The sequence below is a fragment of the Gottfriedia sp. NPDC057948 genome, assembly GCF_042887255.1.
Classification (GTDB): Bacteria; Bacillota; Bacilli; order Bacillales; family Bacillaceae_G; genus Gottfriedia.
The window spans coordinates 1-20,758 of sequence record NZ_JBHVPN010000019.1 but is presented as its reverse complement, the minus strand read 5'-3'; the positions used below and the strand labels follow the sequence as shown (position 1 = coordinate 20,758).

Below are 20,758 nucleotides of genomic sequence, written 5' to 3'. Positions count from 1 at the left end.
GGAGGTTTTTTATGGACGGTTTAAAGTTAAAATGGATATACCGATTATGTTTAATTTTGCTAATTGGATTAGTTGGAATCGTTTTTTATTATTTAAAACCGGTTTATTTACATATTGTAATTGGTGTTTTAAAATCGATGGTTCCATTTTTAATTGGTTTAATCATTGCCTATTTGTTACATCCTGCAATTGAATATATTCATAATAAAGGGATAAAACGAGTAATTGCGATTTTATTGATCTATTTATTATTTTTTGGAGGGTGTGTATTAGGACTTTATTTATTACTCCCTATTTTTAAACAACAGTGGCAAGATATTTTAACAGCTTTTCCTAAAGTAATGGCATTATATGATAATTTCTTATCAAAAATCGATCGAAAAACTTCGAGGATGCCAATTTTTCTTCATAATCGTATTGATTTAATGATTAATGGCGCTGAAAGATCAGGATTATCATTATTGAATAAATCTGGTGAATGGATGAAGCAATTAGTAAATAATATTATTTCACTCTTTATCATTCCGTTTATCGTTTTTTACTTTTTAAAAGACTATAAGGTCTTATCGAATATGTTTTGGAAAATTATCCCTTACAAATGGCGATATGAAGCAAAAGGTTTAGCAAAAGAACTTAATAATACATTTGGAAAATATATTCGTGGTCAAATATTAGTTTGTTTTTTACTGTTTGGATTAGCAACAATATTTCTATGGATTGTTCGAATGAAATATGCTCTCGTATTAGGAGTGATCATAGGAATAACAGATATCATTCCGTATTTCGGACCGGTTATTGGAGCTATACCAACCTTGTTTCTAGCTGCTTCGGAAGGGACCAGTTTATTAATTAGAGTAGGTATTACATTAATTGTATTACAATTGATTGAAGGGAACGTCCTTTCTCCGCTCATAATTGGAAAATCAATTCATACACATCCAGTTATTATTATGTTTTCATTATTAGTTGCAGGTGAAATAGCTGGTTTTATTGGTTTATTAATTGCGGTTCCATTATTAGTTGTTATTATTTCTGTTATTCGCTATTACAGTAATAGAAAAGAACGTCTCTCAACTTGACTTTCATTTTTGACAATGATACTATTTTTTCATACAATTTATATTTGCAAAATTTTGAAGGAACAAGTATGTCACTAAACCATTTAAGCTTATGCAAAAGAGAGAAGTTTCCAAGGCTGAAAGAAACTTTAATGAAGGGTGACAGAAAAGCTACTCCTGAATGCAGCTAATCACTGACGCGTCAGACCACGTTACGGTCTCTTGAGGTGATGAATAGACTTCGAGGCATTTTGCCTAAGCAATAAGCTTTCTATTCATAATCAGGGTGGTATCGCGAGTACATCTCGTCCCTGTTTTAGGGACGGGATTTTTTTGTTTTTATAACATTATAAATTTACTAAATGGAGGTTAATATAATGAAAAAGCTAACTGCTGCTCAAATTCGCCAAATGTACTTAGACTTCTTTAAAGAAAAAGGTCATTCGATTGAGCCAAGTGCATCTTTAGTACCAGTAGAAGATCCAACTTTATTATGGATTAATAGTGGTGTAGCGACATTAAAAAAATATTTTGATGGTCGAGTAATTCCAGAGAATCCAAGGATAACAAATTCACAAAAATCAATTCGAACAAATGATATTGAGAATGTTGGGAAAACAGCTCGTCACCATACATTTTTTGAAATGTTAGGTAATTTCTCAATCGGGGATTATTTCCGTGAAGAAGCTGTAACATGGGGTTGGGAGCTTTTAACTTCATCTGAATGGTTTGGTTTTGAAAAAGAAAAATTATACGTTACTGTATACCCTGAAGATAAAGAAACGTATGATTTATGGATTAAATTAGGATTAGATCCTGAGCATATTATCCTGTTAGAAGGTAACTTCTGGGAAATTGGAGAAGGACCATGTGGACCATGTACAGAGATTTTCTATGATCGTGGAACAAAATATGATCAAGAAAACATTGGAATTAAATTATTAAAAGAGGATTTAGAAAATGATCGATATTTAGAAATTTGGAATATTGTATTCTCTCAATTTAATTCAAAAGATGGTTTAGACCGCAAAGAATACCCTGAATTACCAAACAAAAACATTGATACAGGCATGGGCTTAGAGCGTATGGCAAGTGTACTACAAGAAGTAGACACAAACTTTGACACTGATTTATTTATGCCAATTATCAATGTTGTTGAAACAATTTCTGGTCAAAAATATCGAAATGGACAATTAGATCAAGATACTGCTTTTAAAGTAATTGCTGACCATATACGTACAGTATCTTTTGCTGTTGCAGATGGCGCTCTACCTTCAAATGAAGGTCGTGGATATGTATTACGTCGATTAATCCGTCGTGCAGTTCGTTTTGCTAAAAAACTAGGTATTGAACGTCCATTTATGTTTGAACTTGTTCCAGTTGTTGCTGAAATCATGGAAAGCTACTATCCAAATGTAAAAGAAAAGGTACCGTTCATTCAAAAAGTAATTAAAAATGAGGAAGAGCGTTTCCACGAAACATTACATGAAGGATTATCCCTTCTTACAAATGTAATGAAGGATGCAAAAGCAAAAGGAAGTACTGTTATTAAAGGCGAAGATGTTTTCCGTCTTTATGACACATATGGATTCCCGATTGAATTAACAGAAGAATATGCAGAAGAAGAAGGATTAACAGTTGATCATGACGGTTTCGAAGTTGAAATGGAAAAACAACGTGAGCGTGCTCGTTCTGCAAGACAAGATGTTGACTCAATGCAAGTACAAAGTGAAGCACTTCGTGAAATCAAGGAAACTTCAACTTTTGTCGGTTATAGCGAAGGTTCGATAGAATCTACAGTTCTTGTTCTAGTACAAGACGGAGAGCGAGTTGAAGATGTAGCAAATGGCGAAGAAGCTCATTTAATTCTTGATGTAACTCCTTTCTACGCTGAAAGTGGAGGTCAAATTGCAGACCGTGGAACGTTAACTGCTCCTGGTTTGAAAGTAGAAGTGCTTGATGTTCAAAAAGCTCCAAACGGGCAAAATTTACATCGAGTGAAGGTTGTTGAAGGTGCGTTATCAGTTGGTGCTAAAGTTGAATCAACAATTAATAAAGCTAACCGTTCGAGTATTGTAAAGAACCACACAGCTACTCATTTATTACACCAAGCATTAAAGGATGTACTTGGAACTCATGTAAATCAAGCTGGTTCATTAGTAAACCAAGAACGCTTACGTTTTGACTTCTCACATTTCGGTCAAGTAACGTCTGAAGAACTTGAAATAATTGAAAAAATTGTGAATGAAAAAATTTGGGAAAGCATTCCAGTTCAAATTTCTGAAAAAGCAATTGCTGAAGCAAAAGCAATGGGAGCAATGGCATTATTCGGTGAAAAATATGGTGATGTAGTACGAGTAGTACAAGTTGGAGATTATAGTCTTGAGCTATGTGGTGGATGTCATGTTGATAACACAGCATCAATCGGTACATTTAAAATAATTTCTGAGTCAGGTATTGGAGCTGGTACGCGCCGTATTGAAGCAGTAACTGGCAAATCAGCTTACGAATATATGCAAGAACAAATTGGTCAACTAAAAGAGGCAGCTAGCCTATTAAAATCAAATACGAAAGACGTTGTTGTTCGTATTGAAACTTTACAATCAGATTTAAAACAAGTACAAAAAGAGAATGAATCACTTTCTTCAAAATTAAGCAATATTGAAGCAGGAAATATTAGTAATAACGTGAAAGAAGTAAATGGAGTAAAATTCGTTGCTGCTAAAGTAAATGGAGCAGATATGAATAGTCTTCGCACAATGGTTGATGACCTTAAAAATAAAATTGGTTCTGTTGTTGTATTACTTGGTTCTGCTAATGAAGGTAAAGTAAACTTAATTGCTGGCGTTACAAAAGATTTAGTAGGGCAAGGATATCATGCAGGAAATCTTATAAAAGAAGCTGCTTCAATTTGTGGCGGAGGAGGCGGAGGCCGTCCTGATATGGCTCAAGCTGGAGGTAAAGATCCTTCGAAATTAGAAGAGGCTGTTGCTTTTGTTGAAAAATGGATGAACACGATTTCAAAATAATACAAAAATCGTGTACAATAACAGATATAAAAATTTTTAGCTGATTCGTAACTGCGTAATAAAAATGGTACAATGTAATTAGCTAAAAATATACGGATAAGTGGGGTGCTTTGTATGGATTCATTTGATAAAACGATGAAGTTTAGTTTGCAAGATGAAGGTCAAGATATACGAGTTAATGAAGTTTTGTTAAAGGTTCATGACGCGTTACAAGAAAAAGGCTATAATCCAATCAATCAAATAGTAGGATACTTATTATCAGGTGATCCTGCATACATTCCTCGTCACAATGACGCAAGAAGTATGATGAAAAAATTAGAACGTGATGAAATCATTGAGGAATTAGTAAAATCTTACTTACAACAACATCGTGGAGAATAATTAATGAGAGCACTTGGGCTAGATGTAGGTACTAAAACAATTGGTGTAGCTGTAAGTGATGCTCTTGGTTGGACAGCTCAAGGTATTGAGACAGTCAAAATTGATGAAGTACGTCAGAAATTTGGACTAGACCGACTAAAAGAAATCATCGACAGCTACGAAGTCGAAAAAATAGTTGTAGGCTTACCTAAAAATATGAACGGAAGTATTGGAGAACGCGGTGAAGCTTGTACGCGTTTTGGAAAAATGATTGAAGAAGAATTCAATCTTCCGGTTATACTATGGGATGAAAGACTTTCAACAATGGCTGCCGAACGTTTTCTAATCTCTGCTGACGTAAGTCGTAAGAAAAGAAAACAAGTTATCGATAAAATGGCAGCAGTAGTTATTTTACAAAACTACTTAGATAGTATAAAGTGATAAAGAAGAATGGAGACTGGCCTCTCAATAAGTGTATTTGCAATATAACTAATTGGGCGGCCCTCTAACTATTCACTTATACATAAAAGGATAAATAATTGAGGTGATATAAATGGAACACGGTGAAGACAGACAAATTACAATCATCGATGAGGAAGGTAATGAGATTCTTTGTAATATTATCATGACTTTTGAATCAGATGATTATGGTAAATCATACGTAATTTATAGTCCAGTTGGACAAGAGTTTGATGAAGATGGAGACCCAATCTACCATGCATCTAGCTTCATTCCTGCAGAAGATGGTGAAGATGGAGAGTTATATCCAATCGAATCTGACGAAGAGTGGGAAATGGTTGAAGAAGTATTAAACACTTTCTTTGACGAAGAAGAAGCAGAATAATATCTCCGGATTTAAAAATGCTAAGCGCTTATAAAAGTGTTTAGCATTTTTTATGTAGAAAATTGCCGATTTAGCACATATTTGTAGTATACTATAACGTGGAAAAGGAGGTAGATAAGTTTGTCATTTAATGATTTTGATAAAAATGGATACAAGAATACAAATAAAAAAAGCAGAGGTATGCTTATTTTTACATATTTACTTATTGCTTGTATTGTCATAGTTGGTGCGGGTTTTGCAACTTATAAATATATGTTAAAACCTGTTAATTCAGCAAATAAACAAATTAAATTGGTAACAATTCCTGAAGGAAGTTCTGTTGATAATATTGCAGCAATTTTTAAAAAGAAAAACTTAATAAAAAATACATCAATTTTTAAACTATATGTGAAGTTGCATAACAACGCTAGTCTAAAATCAGGGAATTATCATTTTAGCGAAAACCAAGGGGTTGCAACGATTGTAAACCATTTACAGGTAGGTGGTAAATATCAAGTTGCTGTAAAGGATTTAATGATTCCTGAAGGTTCTCAATTAAACGAAATCGCAGCGATTATCGCAAAAGAATTTAAATTAGATCAAGCAGCTGTACTAAAACAGTTGAATGATAAAGCATTTATTCAGGTGCTACAAAAAAAGTTTCCTCAATTAATAACGAATGATGTTTTTAAACCTGGAATTCGCTATCCCTTAGAAGGGTACTTATATCCTTCAACTTATATGTATGGGGATTTTACTCCGAGCTTAGAAGAAATTATCACTCCTATGCTAAATGAAACAGTGAAAATTTTGGACCAATATAAAGCAGAAATGAGTAACAAAAAACTTACGCCTCATCAGACATTAACAATGGCCTCGTTAATTGAGGAAGAAGCAACTGGTACAACCGATCGAAAGTTAATTTCAAGTGTATTTTATAATCGACTTAAAGTTGGAATGCCATTACAAACGGATCCAACAGTTTTGTATGCACTGGGTAAACATAAAGAACGTGTATTATATAAAGATTTAGAAGTTAAATCTCCTTATAATACTTATTATATTAAAGGGTTACCGGTAGGACCAATCGCAAGTGCTGGCGTTGATAGTATAGTAGCTGCTCTTGAGCCTGCCAAATCTGATTATTTATATTTCCTTGCTGATAAAACAGGAAAAGTAATCTTTACAAAATCGTTAGCAGAGCACAATACAGAAAAAGAAAAGCATATAAAATAAAAAGTTGGAAATACTTGTATATTATAGAAAACTCGTCGAGTGATAAGCCTTATAGGCGAAGACAGAGGCGTAGTTGAACTTATACTTTATTCCTAAAATTGGCAACCATGTCGAGTACTCTACCTTGCTGCCAATTTATAACTTTTTTTAAAGTGAAAATATTAAATTCCTCAGTAGTATAAATAGTCTACTGAGGAATTTTGTAAATTAAAAAATAGTGAAAGCGTTGCAACTATTCTTGGTACTAGCCAAGGGTCTTTTTTTTATGTTAGAATATTACGGGTCTAAAAAAATTCAGATACACAGAAATTTTACTTACACCTTGTTTTAAGACAAGGTTGTATTTCTATTGGAGGCTTTATAAGCAATGAATGACGTTTTAGTTCGTCAATACTTGGCGAATTTTTATAAACATAGAGAACCTTTTATAGAAGAAATGGAAACATATGCATTGGAGCATCATGTGCCGATAATGGATAAAGCAGGCATGGAATTTATGCTTGGTTTACTTTATTTAATACAGCCAACTTCCATTCTTGAAATTGGTAGTGCGATAGGTTATTCAAGTATTCGAATGGCAAAAGAGTTTCCAAATGTGAAGATTGTTACAATGGAGCGAAATGCAGAGAGAATTCGAAAAGCAAAAGAGTTTATTGAGCGAAGTGATTACAGTAATCGAATTTTACTTTTAGAAGGTGATGCTTTACTTTTAAAAGAAAAGTTGCCTGAGAACAGACAATTTGATGTTATTTTTATCGACGCAGCTAAAGCTCAGTATAAACGATTTTTTGAATTATTTGAGCCTTTGTTATCTGACAGAGGTGTTATCATTTCAGATAATGTTTTATTTAAAGGCCAAGTTGCTGAAAGTGCGGATTTAGTTGATGACCGACGAAAGAAAGCTTTAATAAAAAAGATTCAAAATTACAATGAATGGCTAATGAATCACCCTAAGTATGATTCGACAATTATACCAATTGGTGATGGAGTTGCTATTAGTAAGAAAAGGGGAGTTAATAATGATTAAGCCTGAATTATTAGTTACGCCAACTAACCTAAATGATATAGATAAATTAGCTGATGCTGGTGCAGACGCAGTTATTATTGGTGAACAACGTTTTGGATTACGCTTAGCGGGCGAATTTAGTCGTGAAGCTGTAAAAGAAGCAGTAGAAATTGCACATAAAAAAAATGTAAAAGTATATGTAGCGATGAATGGCGTTTACCATAATGAAATTCTTGATGAAATTGAAGATTATATTGCTTTTTTAAGAGATGCAAATGTGGATGCAATTGTATTCGGAGATCCTGCAGTTCTTATGTCAGTACGTGCGATTGCACCTAATATGCAATTACATTGGAATACAGAAACAACGGCTACAAACTGGTTTACTTGTAATTACTGGGGTAAACGTGGATCAAAACGTGCGGTATTAGCAAGAGAATTAAGCTTTGAAGCTGTCGCTGAAATTAAAGAAAATGCTAAATTAGAAATCGAAGTACAAGTACATGGAATGACTGCTATGTTCCAATCAAAACGTTCACTTGTTGGTAACTATTTTGAATACCAAGGAAAGAATTTAGAAATCGTTGAGCAAAAGAAATATGAAGAAAATATGTTCTTAGTTGACCACGAGCGTAATAATAAATATCCAATTTTTGAAGATCAAAATGGAACACATATTATGAGTCCAAATGATATTTGTATCGTTAACGAGTTAGAAGAATTAGTTGATGCAGGTATTGATTCATTCAAAATTGATGGTGTCTTAAAATCTTCAGAGTATATCATTGAAGTAACTAAACTATACAGACAAGCTATAGACCTATGTGTAGAAGACCGTGCAGCTTACGAAGAAATCAAAGACGAACTTTTCGACAAAATCGAAGCAATCCAACCTGTAAATAGACCACTGGACACAGGATTCTTCTTTAAAGAAACAGTTTATTAATAGAGGTAAGATTTATGATGGAAAAGTAGGAAAGCCAGGGGATTCTAGAACTAGAACCTTGTACCTTACCTGTATTAAAGAGGAGGACTAATAATGGCAATTGGACAATTAGATAAAATAGTTGATGGCAAACGTGTAATCGTGAAGAAACCTGAACTATTAGCACCAGCTGGTAATTTAGAAAAATTAAAAATTGCAGTAAGATATGGCGCAGATGCTGTATTTATTGGTGGTAGAGAGTTTGGTTTACGTTCGAATGCAGATAACTTCTCTATTGAAGAAATGGCTGAAGGTGTAGAGTTTGCAAACAAATTTAATGCGAAAATTTATGTAACAACAAATATATTTGCTCATAACGAAAACATGGACGGATTAGTTGAGTATTTACAAGGCATTGAAGCAGCAGGAGTTACAGGTATTATTGTAGCTGACCCATATATTATTGAAACATGTAAAGAAGCTGCACCTAAATTAGAGGTACATTTAAGTACACAACAATCGTTATCAAATTATCGTGCAGCACAGTACTGGAAAGAAGAAGGATTACATCGATTAGTATTAGCACGTGAGACGAGCTATGAAGAAATAAGAGAAATCAAAGAAAAAGTAGACGTTGAAATTGAAACATTTATTCATGGAGCAATGTGTATTGCTTATTCTGGCCGTTGTACGTTGAGTAATCATATGACTGCACGTGATTCAAACCGTGGTGGATGCTGTCAATCATGTCGTTGGGATTACGATTTAGTTCAAACTGAGTCTCAAAATCCGGATGCAACGGAAAATGCTTTATTTGCTGAAGAAGATGCTCCATTTGCAATGAGCCCGAAAGATTTAAATTTATTACGTTCAATTCCTAAATTTATTGAAATGGGTGTAGATAGTTTAAAAATTGAAGGACGTATGAAATCAATTCATTACGTAGCAACAGTTGTATCTGTTTATCGTAAAATAATTGATGCATATTGTGCTGACCCAGAAAACTTCGAATTTAAAGAAGAATGGGTTGAAGAACTAGATAAATGTGCGAATCGTGACACTGCATCTTCGTTCTTTGAAGGGTTCCCAGGAATGAAAGAGCAAATGTATGGAAATCATAGCAAAAAAACAACGTATGATTTTGCAGGTCTTGTATTAGACTATGATGATGAAACTGGTATCGCAACAATCCAACAACGTAACTACTTCAAACCAGGTGACCAAATTGAATTCTTTGGACCTGAAATGGACAACTTCAAACAAACAGTTGGTGTAATTGTTAATGAAGAAGGAACAGAAGTAGACGCTGCAAGACATCCATTAGAAATTGTAAAAATTAAAGTGGATCAAAAAGTTTATCCTTACAACATGATGAGAAAAAAGTTAGTTTGATAAGAAAGAGGGATTGAAGTATGGGGAATAAGCCCATTGTAATTGGAATTGCTGGAGGGACTGGCTCTGGTAAAACTTCTGTAACAAAAGCAATCTATGATCAATTTAAAGGTCATTCAATTTTAATGATTCAGCAAGATTCTTATTATAGAGATCAAACGCATTTACCAATGGAAGAAAGATTGAAAACAAATTATGACCATCCATTAGCATTTGATAATGATTTGTTTATTGAGCATATAAAAGATTTATTGCAATACAAAGCAATTGAAAAACCTGTATATGACTATACAATTCATACAAGATCTTCAGAAACAATCCCTGTAGAACCAAAAGAAGTAATTATTTTAGAAGGTATTCTAGTATTAGAAGACGAGCGTTTACGTGACTTAATGGATATAAAAATATTTGTAGATACGGATGCTGACTTACGAATTCTTCGTCGAATACAACGAGATATAAAAGAACGTGGAAGAACAGTCGATTCTGTGGTAGATCAATATGTAAATGTTGTACGCCCTATGCATAATCAATTCTGTGAACCATCTAAGAAATTCGCAGATATTATCATACCAGAAGGCGGTCAGAACTTTGTGGCTATTGATTTAATGGCTACAAAAATTCAGACTATACTTGAAAGAGTAAGTGTATTATAATACGTTCATATAAGAGAATAATTCCTAAATATAATTTTGGAAAGATGGAGAAGCACTTACTTCTTCATCTTTCTATATAAAAGAATGCGTTTTCATAAGGTGAATGTTTCATTAATTATTCTCATACACTGTTTGTACAACTACATTGTATAAACATATATTTAGAAGTTTTACATAAAAGAATCGGTGGATACTAAAAGGAGTGTACAAAATGGCTAACGAAAAAAAATTCCCTATGACTTTAGCTGGGAAACAAAAATTAGAACAAGAATTAGAAAATTTAAAAACAGTAAAGCGTGCTGAAGTAGTAGAGCGTATTAAAATTGCTCGTAGCTTTGGTGACCTTTCAGAGAACTCTGAATACGATGCAGCAAAAGATGAACAAGCATTTGTTGAAGGTCGTATTACAACTTTAGAAAATATGATCCGTAATGCTGAAATTATTACTGAAAATAATGATGCATCAGATACAGTAACTTTAGGTAAATCTGTAACTTTCTTAGAATTACCAGCTGGTGACGAAGAAACTTACACAATTGTAGGTAGTGCTGAGGCTGATCCATTTGAAGGTAAAATTTCAAATGATTCTCCAATCGCAAAAAGCTTATTAGGCAAAACTGTTGGTGAAGAAGTGACAGTTAATACTCCAGGTGGAGATATGCAAGTAAGAATTATTGCTGTTAAATAATTTGATTTGTTTAACAATTTAATTGTTTGAAAAAAGAACACCCCGTCTACACTGTAGATGAGGTGTTTTTTATATGCATAGACGGATAAAAGCCATATTAATTATTATTTCGTTACTATTTTCGTTAATCGTATACAGATGTTTAGATATTAGTGTACTTCATCAAAAGAATTTTGGCCCACAAAAGGTAAATTTAATCGAACGAAGTGTTGCTCAAAGAACATTTCAGTTTCGGATTGATAATGGACGTGGACAAATACTTGACCGAAATGGAAAATTATTAAGTGCAGCTTACACTCCAAAAGTTATTTTATTTCCATTTTTAAAAACAATTGATTGGCCGATTGATAAATTATCATCGATTACAGGAGTACCGGTTGCAAAAATTAAAAATCAGTTTATTGGTAAAAAAGAACCTTTTACATTAGAAGGAATGACAAAAACATTAACATCGGAAAAAATTGATGAAATAAATAATTTACATGTTTCTGGATTAATTTCCATGTTGTCTCAAGATAAAGACGATAAACAATTGGCAGAACACCTAATTGGAATAGCTAGAGAAAATAAAGAACAATATGAAAAACAGTATGAAAGTGATCGAGATTATAAGCCTAAAGAATTTGGAGTAATTGGTTTAGAAGCTCAGTTTGAAGATTTCTTAAAATCTGATGGTACATCTAATTTAATGCTTCACGTAGATAATTTAGGTAAACCGATGTTTGGAAATGAAGTAAAATACGCAAAACCTAGTAATCCATTTTATCCAGTTTCCCTTTCAACGACATTAGATAAAGATTTACAACAAATATTAGAACAAGCTGTAGACCAAGCTAAGCTTCAAAAAGGTGCAGCAGTGCTAATTGACGTCAAGACTAACAATTTATTAGCGATGGTTAGCCGGCCAAATATGAATTTCCAAAATTTATATTCTTCGAATGATAATACAGCGACTAATTATGCACTATTAGCTAGTACACCTGGTTCAGTCTTTAAAACAGTTGTAGCGGCTGCCGCAATAGATCAAGGAATTGTGAAAGAAAATCAAATGTATAATTGTAATAATAATCTAGTCGGTAAATACGAAGATGAAGAGAAAAAGCGAAAAGGTAATTTAAATTTTCAACAAAGTTTCTATGAAAGTTGTAATTACACATTTGGCCAATTAGGTAAGCAATTAACTTTAAAAAATAAAGATATGTTTCAAACATATGCCAAAAAGCTAGGATTAGATGGTCCAGTAGGATGGACAGGATCTGTTTATCATGAGTCTAATTTTAGTCAATTTCAAAATGAAGGGAAACCAACTTATTTTGTAGGAAACTATTTAAGTGATAAGCTCTTAAATACTTCCATTGGGCAACAGGATGTAAAAGTATCCCCTTTAGCCGTAGCTAATATGATGGCTACTATTGCACGAGGTGGTAGCCCAAAACAAGTAAAAGTAGTAGATTCTGTATTATATAAAAATGGTACAGAAATGTTTAAATTCCCAGAACAGACATTAGTAGATGATTATCTAGCTCCAGATTCAATGCAACAATTAAGAGAGTTACTTCGAGGTGTAGTGACAGATGCAAAAGGAACGGGAAATCGCTATACTAGTTTGCCTTATACTTTAGCAGGGAAAAGTGGTACAGCAGAAACAAAAGTAGTAGATGGTAAAATTGTTGAACAAAACAAATGGTTTGCAGGTTATTTTCCATATGATAAGCCAAGATATGCATTCGCAGTAGTTAGTTTAAATGTTTCGAACGAAGCTACATCTACCTCTGACACTGTGACAAGTTTAATAAAATCAATATATAATTTTGATAAAAACCACACAAAATAGCTATTTTTAATTAATTAACTCTATGTTAAAATAGGGAAAAATTAGTTGTTTTTGGAGGATTTTGTCAATGTCTTCGATTGAACCAAACAAAAGGGTCCAAAAATTAAGACGATTACGAAGAGGAAATTATTTTTACAGAATACTACTTATTCCACTTCTTTTTGGAATCATCTATTTAGGGATAAAAATAACTTTACCGATTGTCAACCAACAAAAGATCGAGCCTAATACTGCAAAAGCTAAGATTACTACGATTGCTCAAGAACCAAAGCAAATGACTGATATACCGAATCCGTATCAAGCGAAATATCGTGAAAAAGTAAATGAGATTATTAGAGATTCAATAAATGATGAAAATATTATAGAATCTACTGTAAAAGAATGGACACCGAACAAAACAAGACAAATTGAGCCTCATACAGTTCACTATAGTCATAGGTCTCAGGACTTTTATGAAATGGAAGAAGCAGTATCAAATGCGATTTCTTTAACAAAAGAAGATTATTCAGTTTGGCATATTGGTCAAGGATATGATCAGCAAAGTATAAAAATATACGTTGCCACAAACGACTTAAGCTATAAATATGTCGTATACTTACACTGGGTTGTAAAAGAGGGCTGGCTCCCTATTTTGGTACAAGAAGTAAACGAGTTAAAGTATTAAAACGCGAGAATAAAGTTTCAGTCCCTGCAGGAGCAACGGTATGCTTACGCCACATAGTAAGCGAGCTCCTATAAGGTAAAAAAAGGTCCTTCTTTTTAAGAATTAAAGTGTTTTTTGTTGTACGTATTCTTAAAGATGAATGATATGTCGCTATATGGTAAAATGATTAAAGTTTGAAAGAGAAAGTAGGGAATTGAAAGAATGAAAATAGCTATTATTGGAGCAATGGAAGAAGAAGTACATGTATTACGTGATAAATTAGACAACCTGAGAAAAGAAGAAGTTGCAGGCTCAGAATATAACATAGGTACATACGAAGGAAAAGAAGTAATTTTATTAAAGTCTGGCATTGGTAAAGTTAATGCAGCAATGGCAACAGCAATTCTTTTAGAAAAATATCAGCCAGATGTTGTTATTAACACAGGATCTGCAGGCGGACTTCATACTGACTTAAATGTTGGCGACGTTGTTATCTCAACTGAAGTGCGTCATCATGACGTAGACGTTACAGCATTCAATTATGAATACGGACAAGTTCCAGGTATGCCAGCTGCATTCCCTTCTGATGATAAATTAAAGTCTATCGCTAAAAAATGCGCTGAAAAAATTAATGGTATCCAAGTTGTTGAAGGATTAATCGTAACTGGCGATTCATTTATGAACGATCCAGTAAGAGTTGACTTCGTAAAAGAGAAATTTGGTGATCTGTATGCTGTAGAGATGGAAGCAGCTGCAATTGCTCAAGTTTGTTATGCTTTTAAAGTACCATTTGTTGTAACACGTGCGTTGTCAGATATTGCAGGTAAAGAATCAAATATTTCATTTGATCAATTCCTTCATACTGCGGCTGTTAATTCAACATTAATGGTTGAGGAAATGATTAAAGCGTTATAAATCTTTTAAAGAAAGATGTCTTATAGGATCTTTCTTTAGAAAATCTATTTTGTAATGTAGAAAAATAGATTGTGAATATTTTAAAATAAAAAATGTATGGTAGCAATTGCTCCATACATTTTTTTACTTTGTTATTGAAGTCTAAACTTTAAAAATAGGGATTTAAACTAAAGCAGATATTAATATCTTATTTTTCTTTAAGCCAATCTTTAAAATGTGTTGGGGCAGTATGCAGTGTTTCTTCTGAAGTAGGAACTAACGAAAACTCGCCAAGTTTTGCACCAAAGTATAGATTTTTTCCGTCTGCTTCAATTTTACGTATATCACTTTTACTTTCTAAGTAAGCCTTTACGTAATCAGCAAATTTCATTCGATCTGGTCCGGCTAAATTAACAATACCGTTTACTGGTGTACTTAGTGCAAAGTCGACTATACCATCTGCAGCATCTTCAGAGGATATTGCCTGATTATACGAATCAGGTAAACGAATAGTGTCTCCATCGGTAAATAAATCTGTAAGAGTCAGAATAAAATCAAAGAATTGTGTTGTACGAACAATCGTGTAAGGGATACTAAAATCTTTTATTAATTCTTCTTGAGCCATTTTACCACGGAAGTATGCACTCTCAAGAAGACCATCCGTACCTACAATTGATAAATGAACATGATGTTTTACTTTGGTAATTTTCTCAGCAGTAAGAATATTACGAGTAGAAGTTTCAAAAAAGTCCAATACGACGTTGTCTTCATATGAAGGGGAATTAGTTACATCAATTACAACATCAGTGCCCATAAGTACTTCAACAAGTCCTTCACCAGTAATTGTATTAACCCCTAAGGAAGGTGATGCTACAATAATTTCATGTTCAGTCTCACGAAGTTTGCTAACTATTTTAGTTCCAATAAATCCAGTACCACCAACTACTACAATTTTCATGTATGTTAACCTCACTTATTATGAATTTAATTATTTAATTTGATTGTTTTTATGCCGTTTTTGCTCATTGATACCATTTTTAAAATGACATATCCTTAATAGTTCTTAAGTCTAAATTTTTTCAATTATATGATAAAACGCATTGCAGCGTCTTCAGCTTCCTTATATGCATTAGCCAATATTTCTTCTCTTTTTAACAAAGCTGTGCCTTGTGCTCTTATAATTTGATAGTCTTCTACACCTAAGAAATTAAACATGGATTTTAAATACTTATGAGCGTACTCAACCTCTGTATACCAATCATCATTTGTATAAATTGCACCACTGGCTTGAATGACTAATAATTTTCGATCATCATAAAGTAAGCCAACTGAACCGTCTTCTGTATACTTAAAAGTTTCACGCGCAATTAAAATGTTATCCATATAATCTTTTAATTTAGATGGAATATTAAAATTATGAAGTGGTAAGGCGATTACATACTGCTTTATCTCTTTAAATTGCTTTAATATCTCATTCATTCTTTCTATTTTACGAGCTTCATCTGAGTTAAGTTGAATACCTTCACTTAATTTTCCCCAGGCAGATAAAACTGTTGAATCTACATTAGGTATAAATTCGTTATACAAGTTAATTTGCTCAATCTTTACAGAAGGATCCTTACTTTTAAGTGTTTTCTTAAAATGATTTAATACATTTACACTATATACCTCTTCAGAATTGAAATTTGGATGTGCATTTATTACAAGTATTCTGTTCATTAATTATGTCTCCTCATGTAGTATTGAATAATCGGCGACAAGTATAATCGACGATTAATCACATCAGTAATATAACCCTTGTTTTTGAATATGTCAATGGTATTTGTGAAGTTTTACACAAACGATAAATACTTCTAATATATTGTTTATACATTTTATTTTTTGTAATGGAGGCGTTTTGGGTGCAATATAATGTAGAGGTGGAATATTGTCTTCATTGCCTTGTTTATTTAATTGATATACCACCAAGTTCGAGTATTACGATTAAAGAACTTCCCGAGTTTCAAGGTGCAGATTTATTAGTGCTATTATAAAACCAAGCGGAAAACCATCCCTTGCAGCCTTTTTTTACAATATAATTGAGTGAGTACTCACTTTTTATTGACTGATCGTAAAGGATGAACTAAGATGAAAATATAGAGTGAGTACTCACTCATTATGAATGAGATAAATTGTAAATATACTTGAACGGAGGATTACGATGAGCGATGTAGTTCAAATCCAGAAAGTCGATCGTTTATTTGGAAAAAGAGCTGTATTAAAAAATATTTCAATGAACATTCAAGAAGGGGAGATATTTGGGATTTTAGGTCCATCAGGTTCTGGTAAAACAACTTTAATAAAATTGATTGCAGGGATCGATAAAAGTTCAAGAGGAGAAGTATTAGTTTATAATAACGAAATGCCTAATTTCACAGTCCTTCCGTCAATAGGCTATATGGGACAATCTGACGCTTTATACAGCGATTTAACGGGTGCTGATAATTTAAGTTTTTTTGGTGCCCTATATAATTTAAAAGGTAAAGAACTTAAGTCGAGAATTCAAGAAGTAGCCCAAATCGTTGGGTTAGAGGATTCATTAAACAAGCAAGTTAATCAATATTCAGGGGGAATGAAAAAACGACTTTCTCTTGCCATAGCAATCCTCCATAAACCTACTTTACTAATCCTTGATGAACCAACAGTTGGAATTGATCCAGTACTAAGAAAGCAAATTTGGAATCAATTTTTTGAAATGAAAAAACAAGGTACTACGATCATCATTACAACCCATATCATGGAAGAAGCTGAAAAATGTGAACGAATCGGATTAATTAGAGAAGGAGAATTAATCGCTTTAGATACTACTGAAAATTTAATCTCGCAATCTAAAACAGGCAAAATCGAAGACCTATATTTTAATACTGAGGTGAGCTCATGAGAGTCTTTGCTATTTCTAAACGAATAATAAAACAATTTTTAAAAGATAGAAGATCCCTTGCAATGATTTTTGTTGCTCCTATCGTATTATTGTTTTTATTTTCTTATATCTTAAAACAAGATGACACAAAACCAACTTTAGCCCTAGTAGGTGCCCCTCCAGCATTTGAGCAAATAGTAAAAGATTATGCGAAAGTAAAAAATGTAAATCCTTCAGACATTGAAGATAAATTGAAAAAGATGGATCTTGATGGTGCTGTCTTATTTAAATCAGGAGAAATAGTAGTACAGTTTGAAGGGACAGATAAAGCAAGAACAACTGCAGTAATGGATGCGATTCAATCAGCAGTTAAGGAAAATACACCTTCTAATTTTAAAATTGTAATGGACCCAATTTATGGTAGTAAAAATATGGAATCATTTGATTCAATTGGACCGATTTTTATTGGATTTTTCTCGTTCTTATTTGTATTTATCTTATCAGGTATTTCATTTGTAAGGGAAAGATTAACAACAACACTCGAAAGATTACTCGTCACGCCAGTTAAAAGATGGGAAATTGTTGTTGGTTATATTTTAGGCTTTGGATTTTTTGCTTTAATCCAATCGATCATTATAACTGTCTTTTCAATCAGTGTATTAGATATGTATAATGTAGGAAGTGCATGGGAAGTCTGCGTAGTTAATATTTTATTATCTCTAACTGCTCTTACACTTGGTATGCTGTTATCTGCATATGCAAATAATGAATTTCAGGTTGTACAATTTATTCCTGTTATTGCTGTTCCGCAAATACTTTTTTCAGGTATTTTCTCAACGGCGTTTTTACCAAATTGGTTTAAATTTATCGGGGGTATTTTACCTCTGACATATGGGGCAGAGGCTCTTAGAGGGATTATGATCAAAGGGCAATCGCTTGCCGATGTTATATTACAATTACTGATCCTACTTGGATTTTCAATCGTATTTATTTCTTTAAATATAGTTGCATTAAAGAAACAGCGTTCAATTTAAGGAGTGTTACCAATTAAATTAGAAGAGTTTTTTCCAGAAGAAAAATTACAAGAAATGAATGAAAAAGAAATAAAAATTCTTGAAGCTGCAATTGAAATTTTTGCAGAAAAAGGTTTCGTTAGTACATCTACCAATGAAATTGCCAAAAAAGCAAATGTTGCTGAAGGTACTATTTTTCGTTACTTTAAAACAAAAAAGGATTTATTAAAAAGTATTATCAAACCGACATTAGTAAAAACAATTGCTCCTTTTGAAATGGATCGTTTTTCTAAAGCAGTATTTCATTTAGAGTACGAAACATTTGAAGATTTTCTTAATGCGCTGATTAAAAATCGTATGGAATTTGCTAAGAAAAATAAGGCAGCCGTAAAAATAATCATACAAGAAATGCCATTCCAAGACGATATGCAAGAAGAGCTAAAAAGACTCTTTAAAGATAAAATGTACCCTAAAGTAGCCACTGTATTACAATCGTTTATCGATAAAGGACAAATAAAAGAACTACCGATACCGACAGTATTAAGATTAATTATCTCAACAGTAATTGGTCTAGTGATCTCTTCAATCGTCCTTGAAAATACACCTTTTTGGAACGAAGAACAGGAAACTGAACGTACAATTGAGTTTATTAAGAATGGTCTAAAATAACTTATAGCTGATATAAGTGAAAACATTCAAAGAAGAAAAGGATTATAAATAATTCCTTTCTTCTTTTTTACATTTTATGTTTTAGCAATACAGTTTTAGTAATAAATCAAAAAGTCTAAATCAGCAAGACAATACTTAATTCATTGACAAAATGTACTTACTAATCTCTACATGTACTACCTTTAATTACCTTCACTTTTTTTGTATAAAGTATGTTAAAGTTATTAAGTCAACAAGAAGGGAAGGTGTAGTATACGTGAATTTAAAAAAGCTACAGGCGAAGGTTAATGATTTTAAAACTTTTGGAGCAATAACAACAGCATTGGCTACTTTTTTCTATATCGGGACTCTCCTTCCAAAGGACGGATTAACCCAACATAAAATATTAATAGTCGAGAGTATCGTTTTTACAATGCTGATTATTGCATTAGGTTTCTTTCTGACATCCAATTATTTTAAACGCAAAATGCAAAAAGAAGAGCAAGCATAAAACCACTAAAAATGAATCACTCCAATTGTTAGTTCAGACTAACAATTGGAGGTCATATTCATCTTTAGTGGCTTATTTTTTATCTTTTTTCTTTTCTTTTTCAGCTCTTAAAAACTCGTGGTACATTTTCATTAAAGCACGTTTTTCAATTCTCGAAACATAACTTCTTGAGATTCCTAATTTCTTTGCGATTTCACGTTGAGTTAGTTCCTTATCCATATCAATACCAAAGCGCTGAATAATTACATCCTTTTCACGGTCATCTAGAATCTTAATATATTGCTTGATTTTTTCTAATTCCATATTAAGTTGAATTTGATCAACTACATCTTCTGTCTCAGTTTTTAATATGTCTAAAAGTGAAATTTCATTGCCCTCTTTATCCTGACCTATCGGATCATGAAGGGAGACATCTTTTTTTGTTTTCTTTAAAGCACGTAAATGCATAAGTATTTCGTTTTCAATACATCTAGCAGCATATGTGGCTAATTTTGTTCCTTTACCTTGAACAAAGCTCTCAATTGCCTTTATTAAACCTATTGTGCCAATCGAAATTAAATCTTCAGCATCTTCTCCGGTATTTTCAAATTTCTTAACAATGTGAGCAACAAGCCTTAAATTATGTTCAATTAATAAATTTCGTGCTTCTCCATCTCCATTTGCCATACGATTTAAATAGAGCGTCTCTTCGGCTTGAGAAAGAGGTTGTGGGAAGGCATTATTTTTAACATAGGAAACAAACACAAACACTTCTTTTAAGAAAAGACTTAAGGCGGTAAATAAACCAGGCATATAATCACTCCTAAGGAAGGTAAGGTTGGTTGTTATTTATATATTTATGTAATGTACAAATTCTGTGTGTCTGTACCATAAAAAAAATGTAAGCTGTGTAAAAAAAATGTTGAAAATAGTAAGCGCTACCATTCTGATAACGATGTATCTTTTTTAAAATCGATACATATTCTAGAAAAAAAATGCATTGACAGTCTATTTAAAAGTGCTTTATAATCCTCATTAATAACTTTTTTAATGAATCTTTTGACAATTTAATATATTGCGTTGATAAGGGCACAGTAGGCATAACTTCCCTGTTTAAGAGAGCTGACGGAAGCTGCGAGTCAGTACATAAGGTATGCTGAATTA

At 32.8% G+C, this 20,758-nt stretch carries 22 protein-coding genes; 19 read left to right on the top strand and 3 right to left on the bottom strand.

The genetic code is table 11. From position 1 onward, the window contains the following. Positions 1-11: 11 nt before the first annotated feature. From ACFVRR_RS20655 to mtnN, 14 genes are all read left to right on the top strand, one after another. Positions 12-1,079, top strand: coding sequence for an AI-2E family transporter (locus tag ACFVRR_RS20655; RefSeq protein ID WP_387332290.1), 1,068 nt, complete (start codon positions 12-14; stop codon positions 1,077-1,079). A 356-nt stretch (positions 1,080-1,435) separates the two neighbouring features. Then, a complete protein-coding gene (gene alaS, locus ACFVRR_RS20650) occupies positions 1,436-4,087 on the top strand; it encodes an alanine--tRNA ligase (RefSeq protein ID WP_387332288.1) in 2,652 nt (883 codons plus the stop codon). 114 nt (positions 4,088-4,201) lie between these two features. Then, a complete protein-coding gene (locus ACFVRR_RS20645) occupies positions 4,202-4,468 on the top strand; it encodes an IreB family regulatory phosphoprotein (RefSeq protein WP_056472706.1) in 267 nt (88 codons plus the stop codon). Between the two features lie 3 nt (positions 4,469-4,471). Beyond that, positions 4,472-4,888: a Holliday junction resolvase RuvX gene (gene ruvX, locus ACFVRR_RS20640; RefSeq protein WP_387332286.1), complete on the top strand. Its 417-nt coding sequence runs from the start codon at positions 4,472-4,474 to the stop codon at positions 4,886-4,888. A gap of 112 nt (positions 4,889-5,000) precedes the next feature. Continuing rightward, positions 5,001-5,291, top strand: a complete 291-nt coding sequence (locus ACFVRR_RS20635) for a DUF1292 domain-containing protein (RefSeq protein ID WP_248268347.1) — start codon at positions 5,001-5,003, stop codon at positions 5,289-5,291. 120 nt (positions 5,292-5,411) lie between these two features. After that, entirely contained in the window at positions 5,412-6,506 is a 1,095-nt protein-coding gene (mltG, locus tag ACFVRR_RS20630; RefSeq protein WP_387332283.1) for an endolytic transglycosylase MltG, read from the top strand. A gap of 367 nt (positions 6,507-6,873) precedes the next feature. After that, a complete protein-coding gene (locus ACFVRR_RS20625) occupies positions 6,874-7,533 on the top strand; it encodes an O-methyltransferase (protein ID WP_387332281.1) in 660 nt (219 codons plus the stop codon). Continuing rightward, positions 7,526-8,458: a peptidase U32 family protein gene (locus ACFVRR_RS20620; protein ID WP_387332279.1), complete on the top strand. Its 933-nt coding sequence runs from the start codon at positions 7,526-7,528 to the stop codon at positions 8,456-8,458. The genes ACFVRR_RS20625 and ACFVRR_RS20620 overlap by 8 nt, the downstream gene beginning before the upstream one ends. Before the next feature lie 93 nt (positions 8,459-8,551). Next, positions 8,552-9,829, top strand: a complete 1,278-nt coding sequence (locus tag ACFVRR_RS20615; RefSeq protein ID WP_387332277.1) for a peptidase U32 family protein — start codon at positions 8,552-8,554, stop codon at positions 9,827-9,829. 20 nt (positions 9,830-9,849) lie between these two features. Beyond that, entirely contained in the window at positions 9,850-10,485 is a 636-nt protein-coding gene (gene udk / locus ACFVRR_RS20610) for a uridine kinase (RefSeq protein WP_056472723.1), read from the top strand. 211 nt (positions 10,486-10,696) lie between these two features. Continuing rightward, positions 10,697-11,173, top strand: a complete 477-nt coding sequence (gene greA / locus ACFVRR_RS20605; RefSeq protein WP_097979017.1) for a transcription elongation factor GreA — start codon at positions 10,697-10,699, stop codon at positions 11,171-11,173. A 73-nt stretch (positions 11,174-11,246) separates the two neighbouring features. After that, the gene (locus ACFVRR_RS20600) at positions 11,247-13,007 is read left to right on the top strand and encodes a peptidoglycan D,D-transpeptidase FtsI family protein (protein WP_387332275.1); all 1,761 of its coding nucleotides are present in this window, start codon (positions 11,247-11,249) and stop codon (positions 13,005-13,007) included. Between the two features lie 67 nt (positions 13,008-13,074). Beyond that, the gene (locus tag ACFVRR_RS20595) at positions 13,075-13,671 is read left to right on the top strand and encodes a YrrS family protein (protein ID WP_387332273.1); all 597 of its coding nucleotides are present in this window, start codon (positions 13,075-13,077) and stop codon (positions 13,669-13,671) included. A gap of 201 nt (positions 13,672-13,872) precedes the next feature. Continuing rightward, positions 13,873-14,565: a 5'-methylthioadenosine/S-adenosylhomocysteine nucleosidase gene (gene mtnN / locus ACFVRR_RS20590; protein WP_097979014.1), complete on the top strand. Its 693-nt coding sequence runs from the start codon at positions 13,873-13,875 to the stop codon at positions 14,563-14,565. 187 nt (positions 14,566-14,752) lie between these two features. Here mtnN and ACFVRR_RS20585 read toward each other — a convergent pair whose 3' ends face one another. Next, the gene (locus ACFVRR_RS20585) at positions 14,753-15,502 is read right to left on the bottom strand and encodes an SDR family oxidoreductase (RefSeq protein WP_387332271.1); all 750 of its coding nucleotides are present in this window, start codon (positions 15,500-15,502) and stop codon (positions 14,753-14,755) included. Positions 15,503-15,627: 125 nt separating this feature from the next. Further along, on the bottom strand, positions 15,628-16,263 hold the full coding sequence (locus tag ACFVRR_RS20580) for an FMN-dependent NADH-azoreductase (protein ID WP_387332269.1): 636 nt from the start codon (positions 16,261-16,263) through the stop codon (positions 15,628-15,630). A gap of 182 nt (positions 16,264-16,445) precedes the next feature. On the opposite strand from ACFVRR_RS20580, the gene ACFVRR_RS20575 reads away from it, so the two are divergent. The 5 genes from ACFVRR_RS20575 (at position 16,446) to ACFVRR_RS20555 (ending at position 19,615) form a co-directional block, all read left to right on the top strand. Beyond that, positions 16,446-16,577 (top strand): hypothetical protein, encoded by a 132-nt coding sequence (locus ACFVRR_RS20575; protein ID WP_483867349.1) that lies wholly within the window; start codon positions 16,446-16,448, stop codon positions 16,575-16,577. A gap of 167 nt (positions 16,578-16,744) precedes the next feature. Continuing rightward, a complete protein-coding gene (locus ACFVRR_RS20570) occupies positions 16,745-17,464 on the top strand; it encodes an ABC transporter ATP-binding protein (RefSeq protein WP_387332267.1) in 720 nt (239 codons plus the stop codon). Continuing rightward, entirely contained in the window at positions 17,461-18,477 is a 1,017-nt protein-coding gene (locus ACFVRR_RS20565; protein WP_387332265.1) for an ABC transporter permease, read from the top strand. Before ACFVRR_RS20570 ends, ACFVRR_RS20565 begins: the two co-directional genes overlap by 4 nt. 3 nt (positions 18,478-18,480) lie before the next feature. Further along, positions 18,481-19,125 carry a TetR/AcrR family transcriptional regulator gene (locus ACFVRR_RS20560; RefSeq protein ID WP_335475512.1) on the top strand — a complete coding sequence of 215 codons (645 nt, stop codon included), beginning with the start codon at positions 18,481-18,483 and terminating at the stop codon, positions 19,123-19,125. Positions 19,126-19,381: 256 nt separating this feature from the next. Continuing rightward, positions 19,382-19,615: a YrhC family protein gene (locus ACFVRR_RS20555; protein WP_176522677.1), complete on the top strand. Its 234-nt coding sequence runs from the start codon at positions 19,382-19,384 to the stop codon at positions 19,613-19,615. 72 nt (positions 19,616-19,687) lie between these two features. Here the strand turns inward: ACFVRR_RS20555 and sigK are convergent, their stop codons facing one another. Then, positions 19,688-20,407: an RNA polymerase sporulation sigma factor SigK gene (sigK, locus tag ACFVRR_RS20550; RefSeq protein ID WP_069035122.1), complete on the bottom strand. Its 720-nt coding sequence runs from the start codon at positions 20,405-20,407 to the stop codon at positions 19,688-19,690. Positions 20,408-20,758 lie beyond the last annotated feature (351 nt).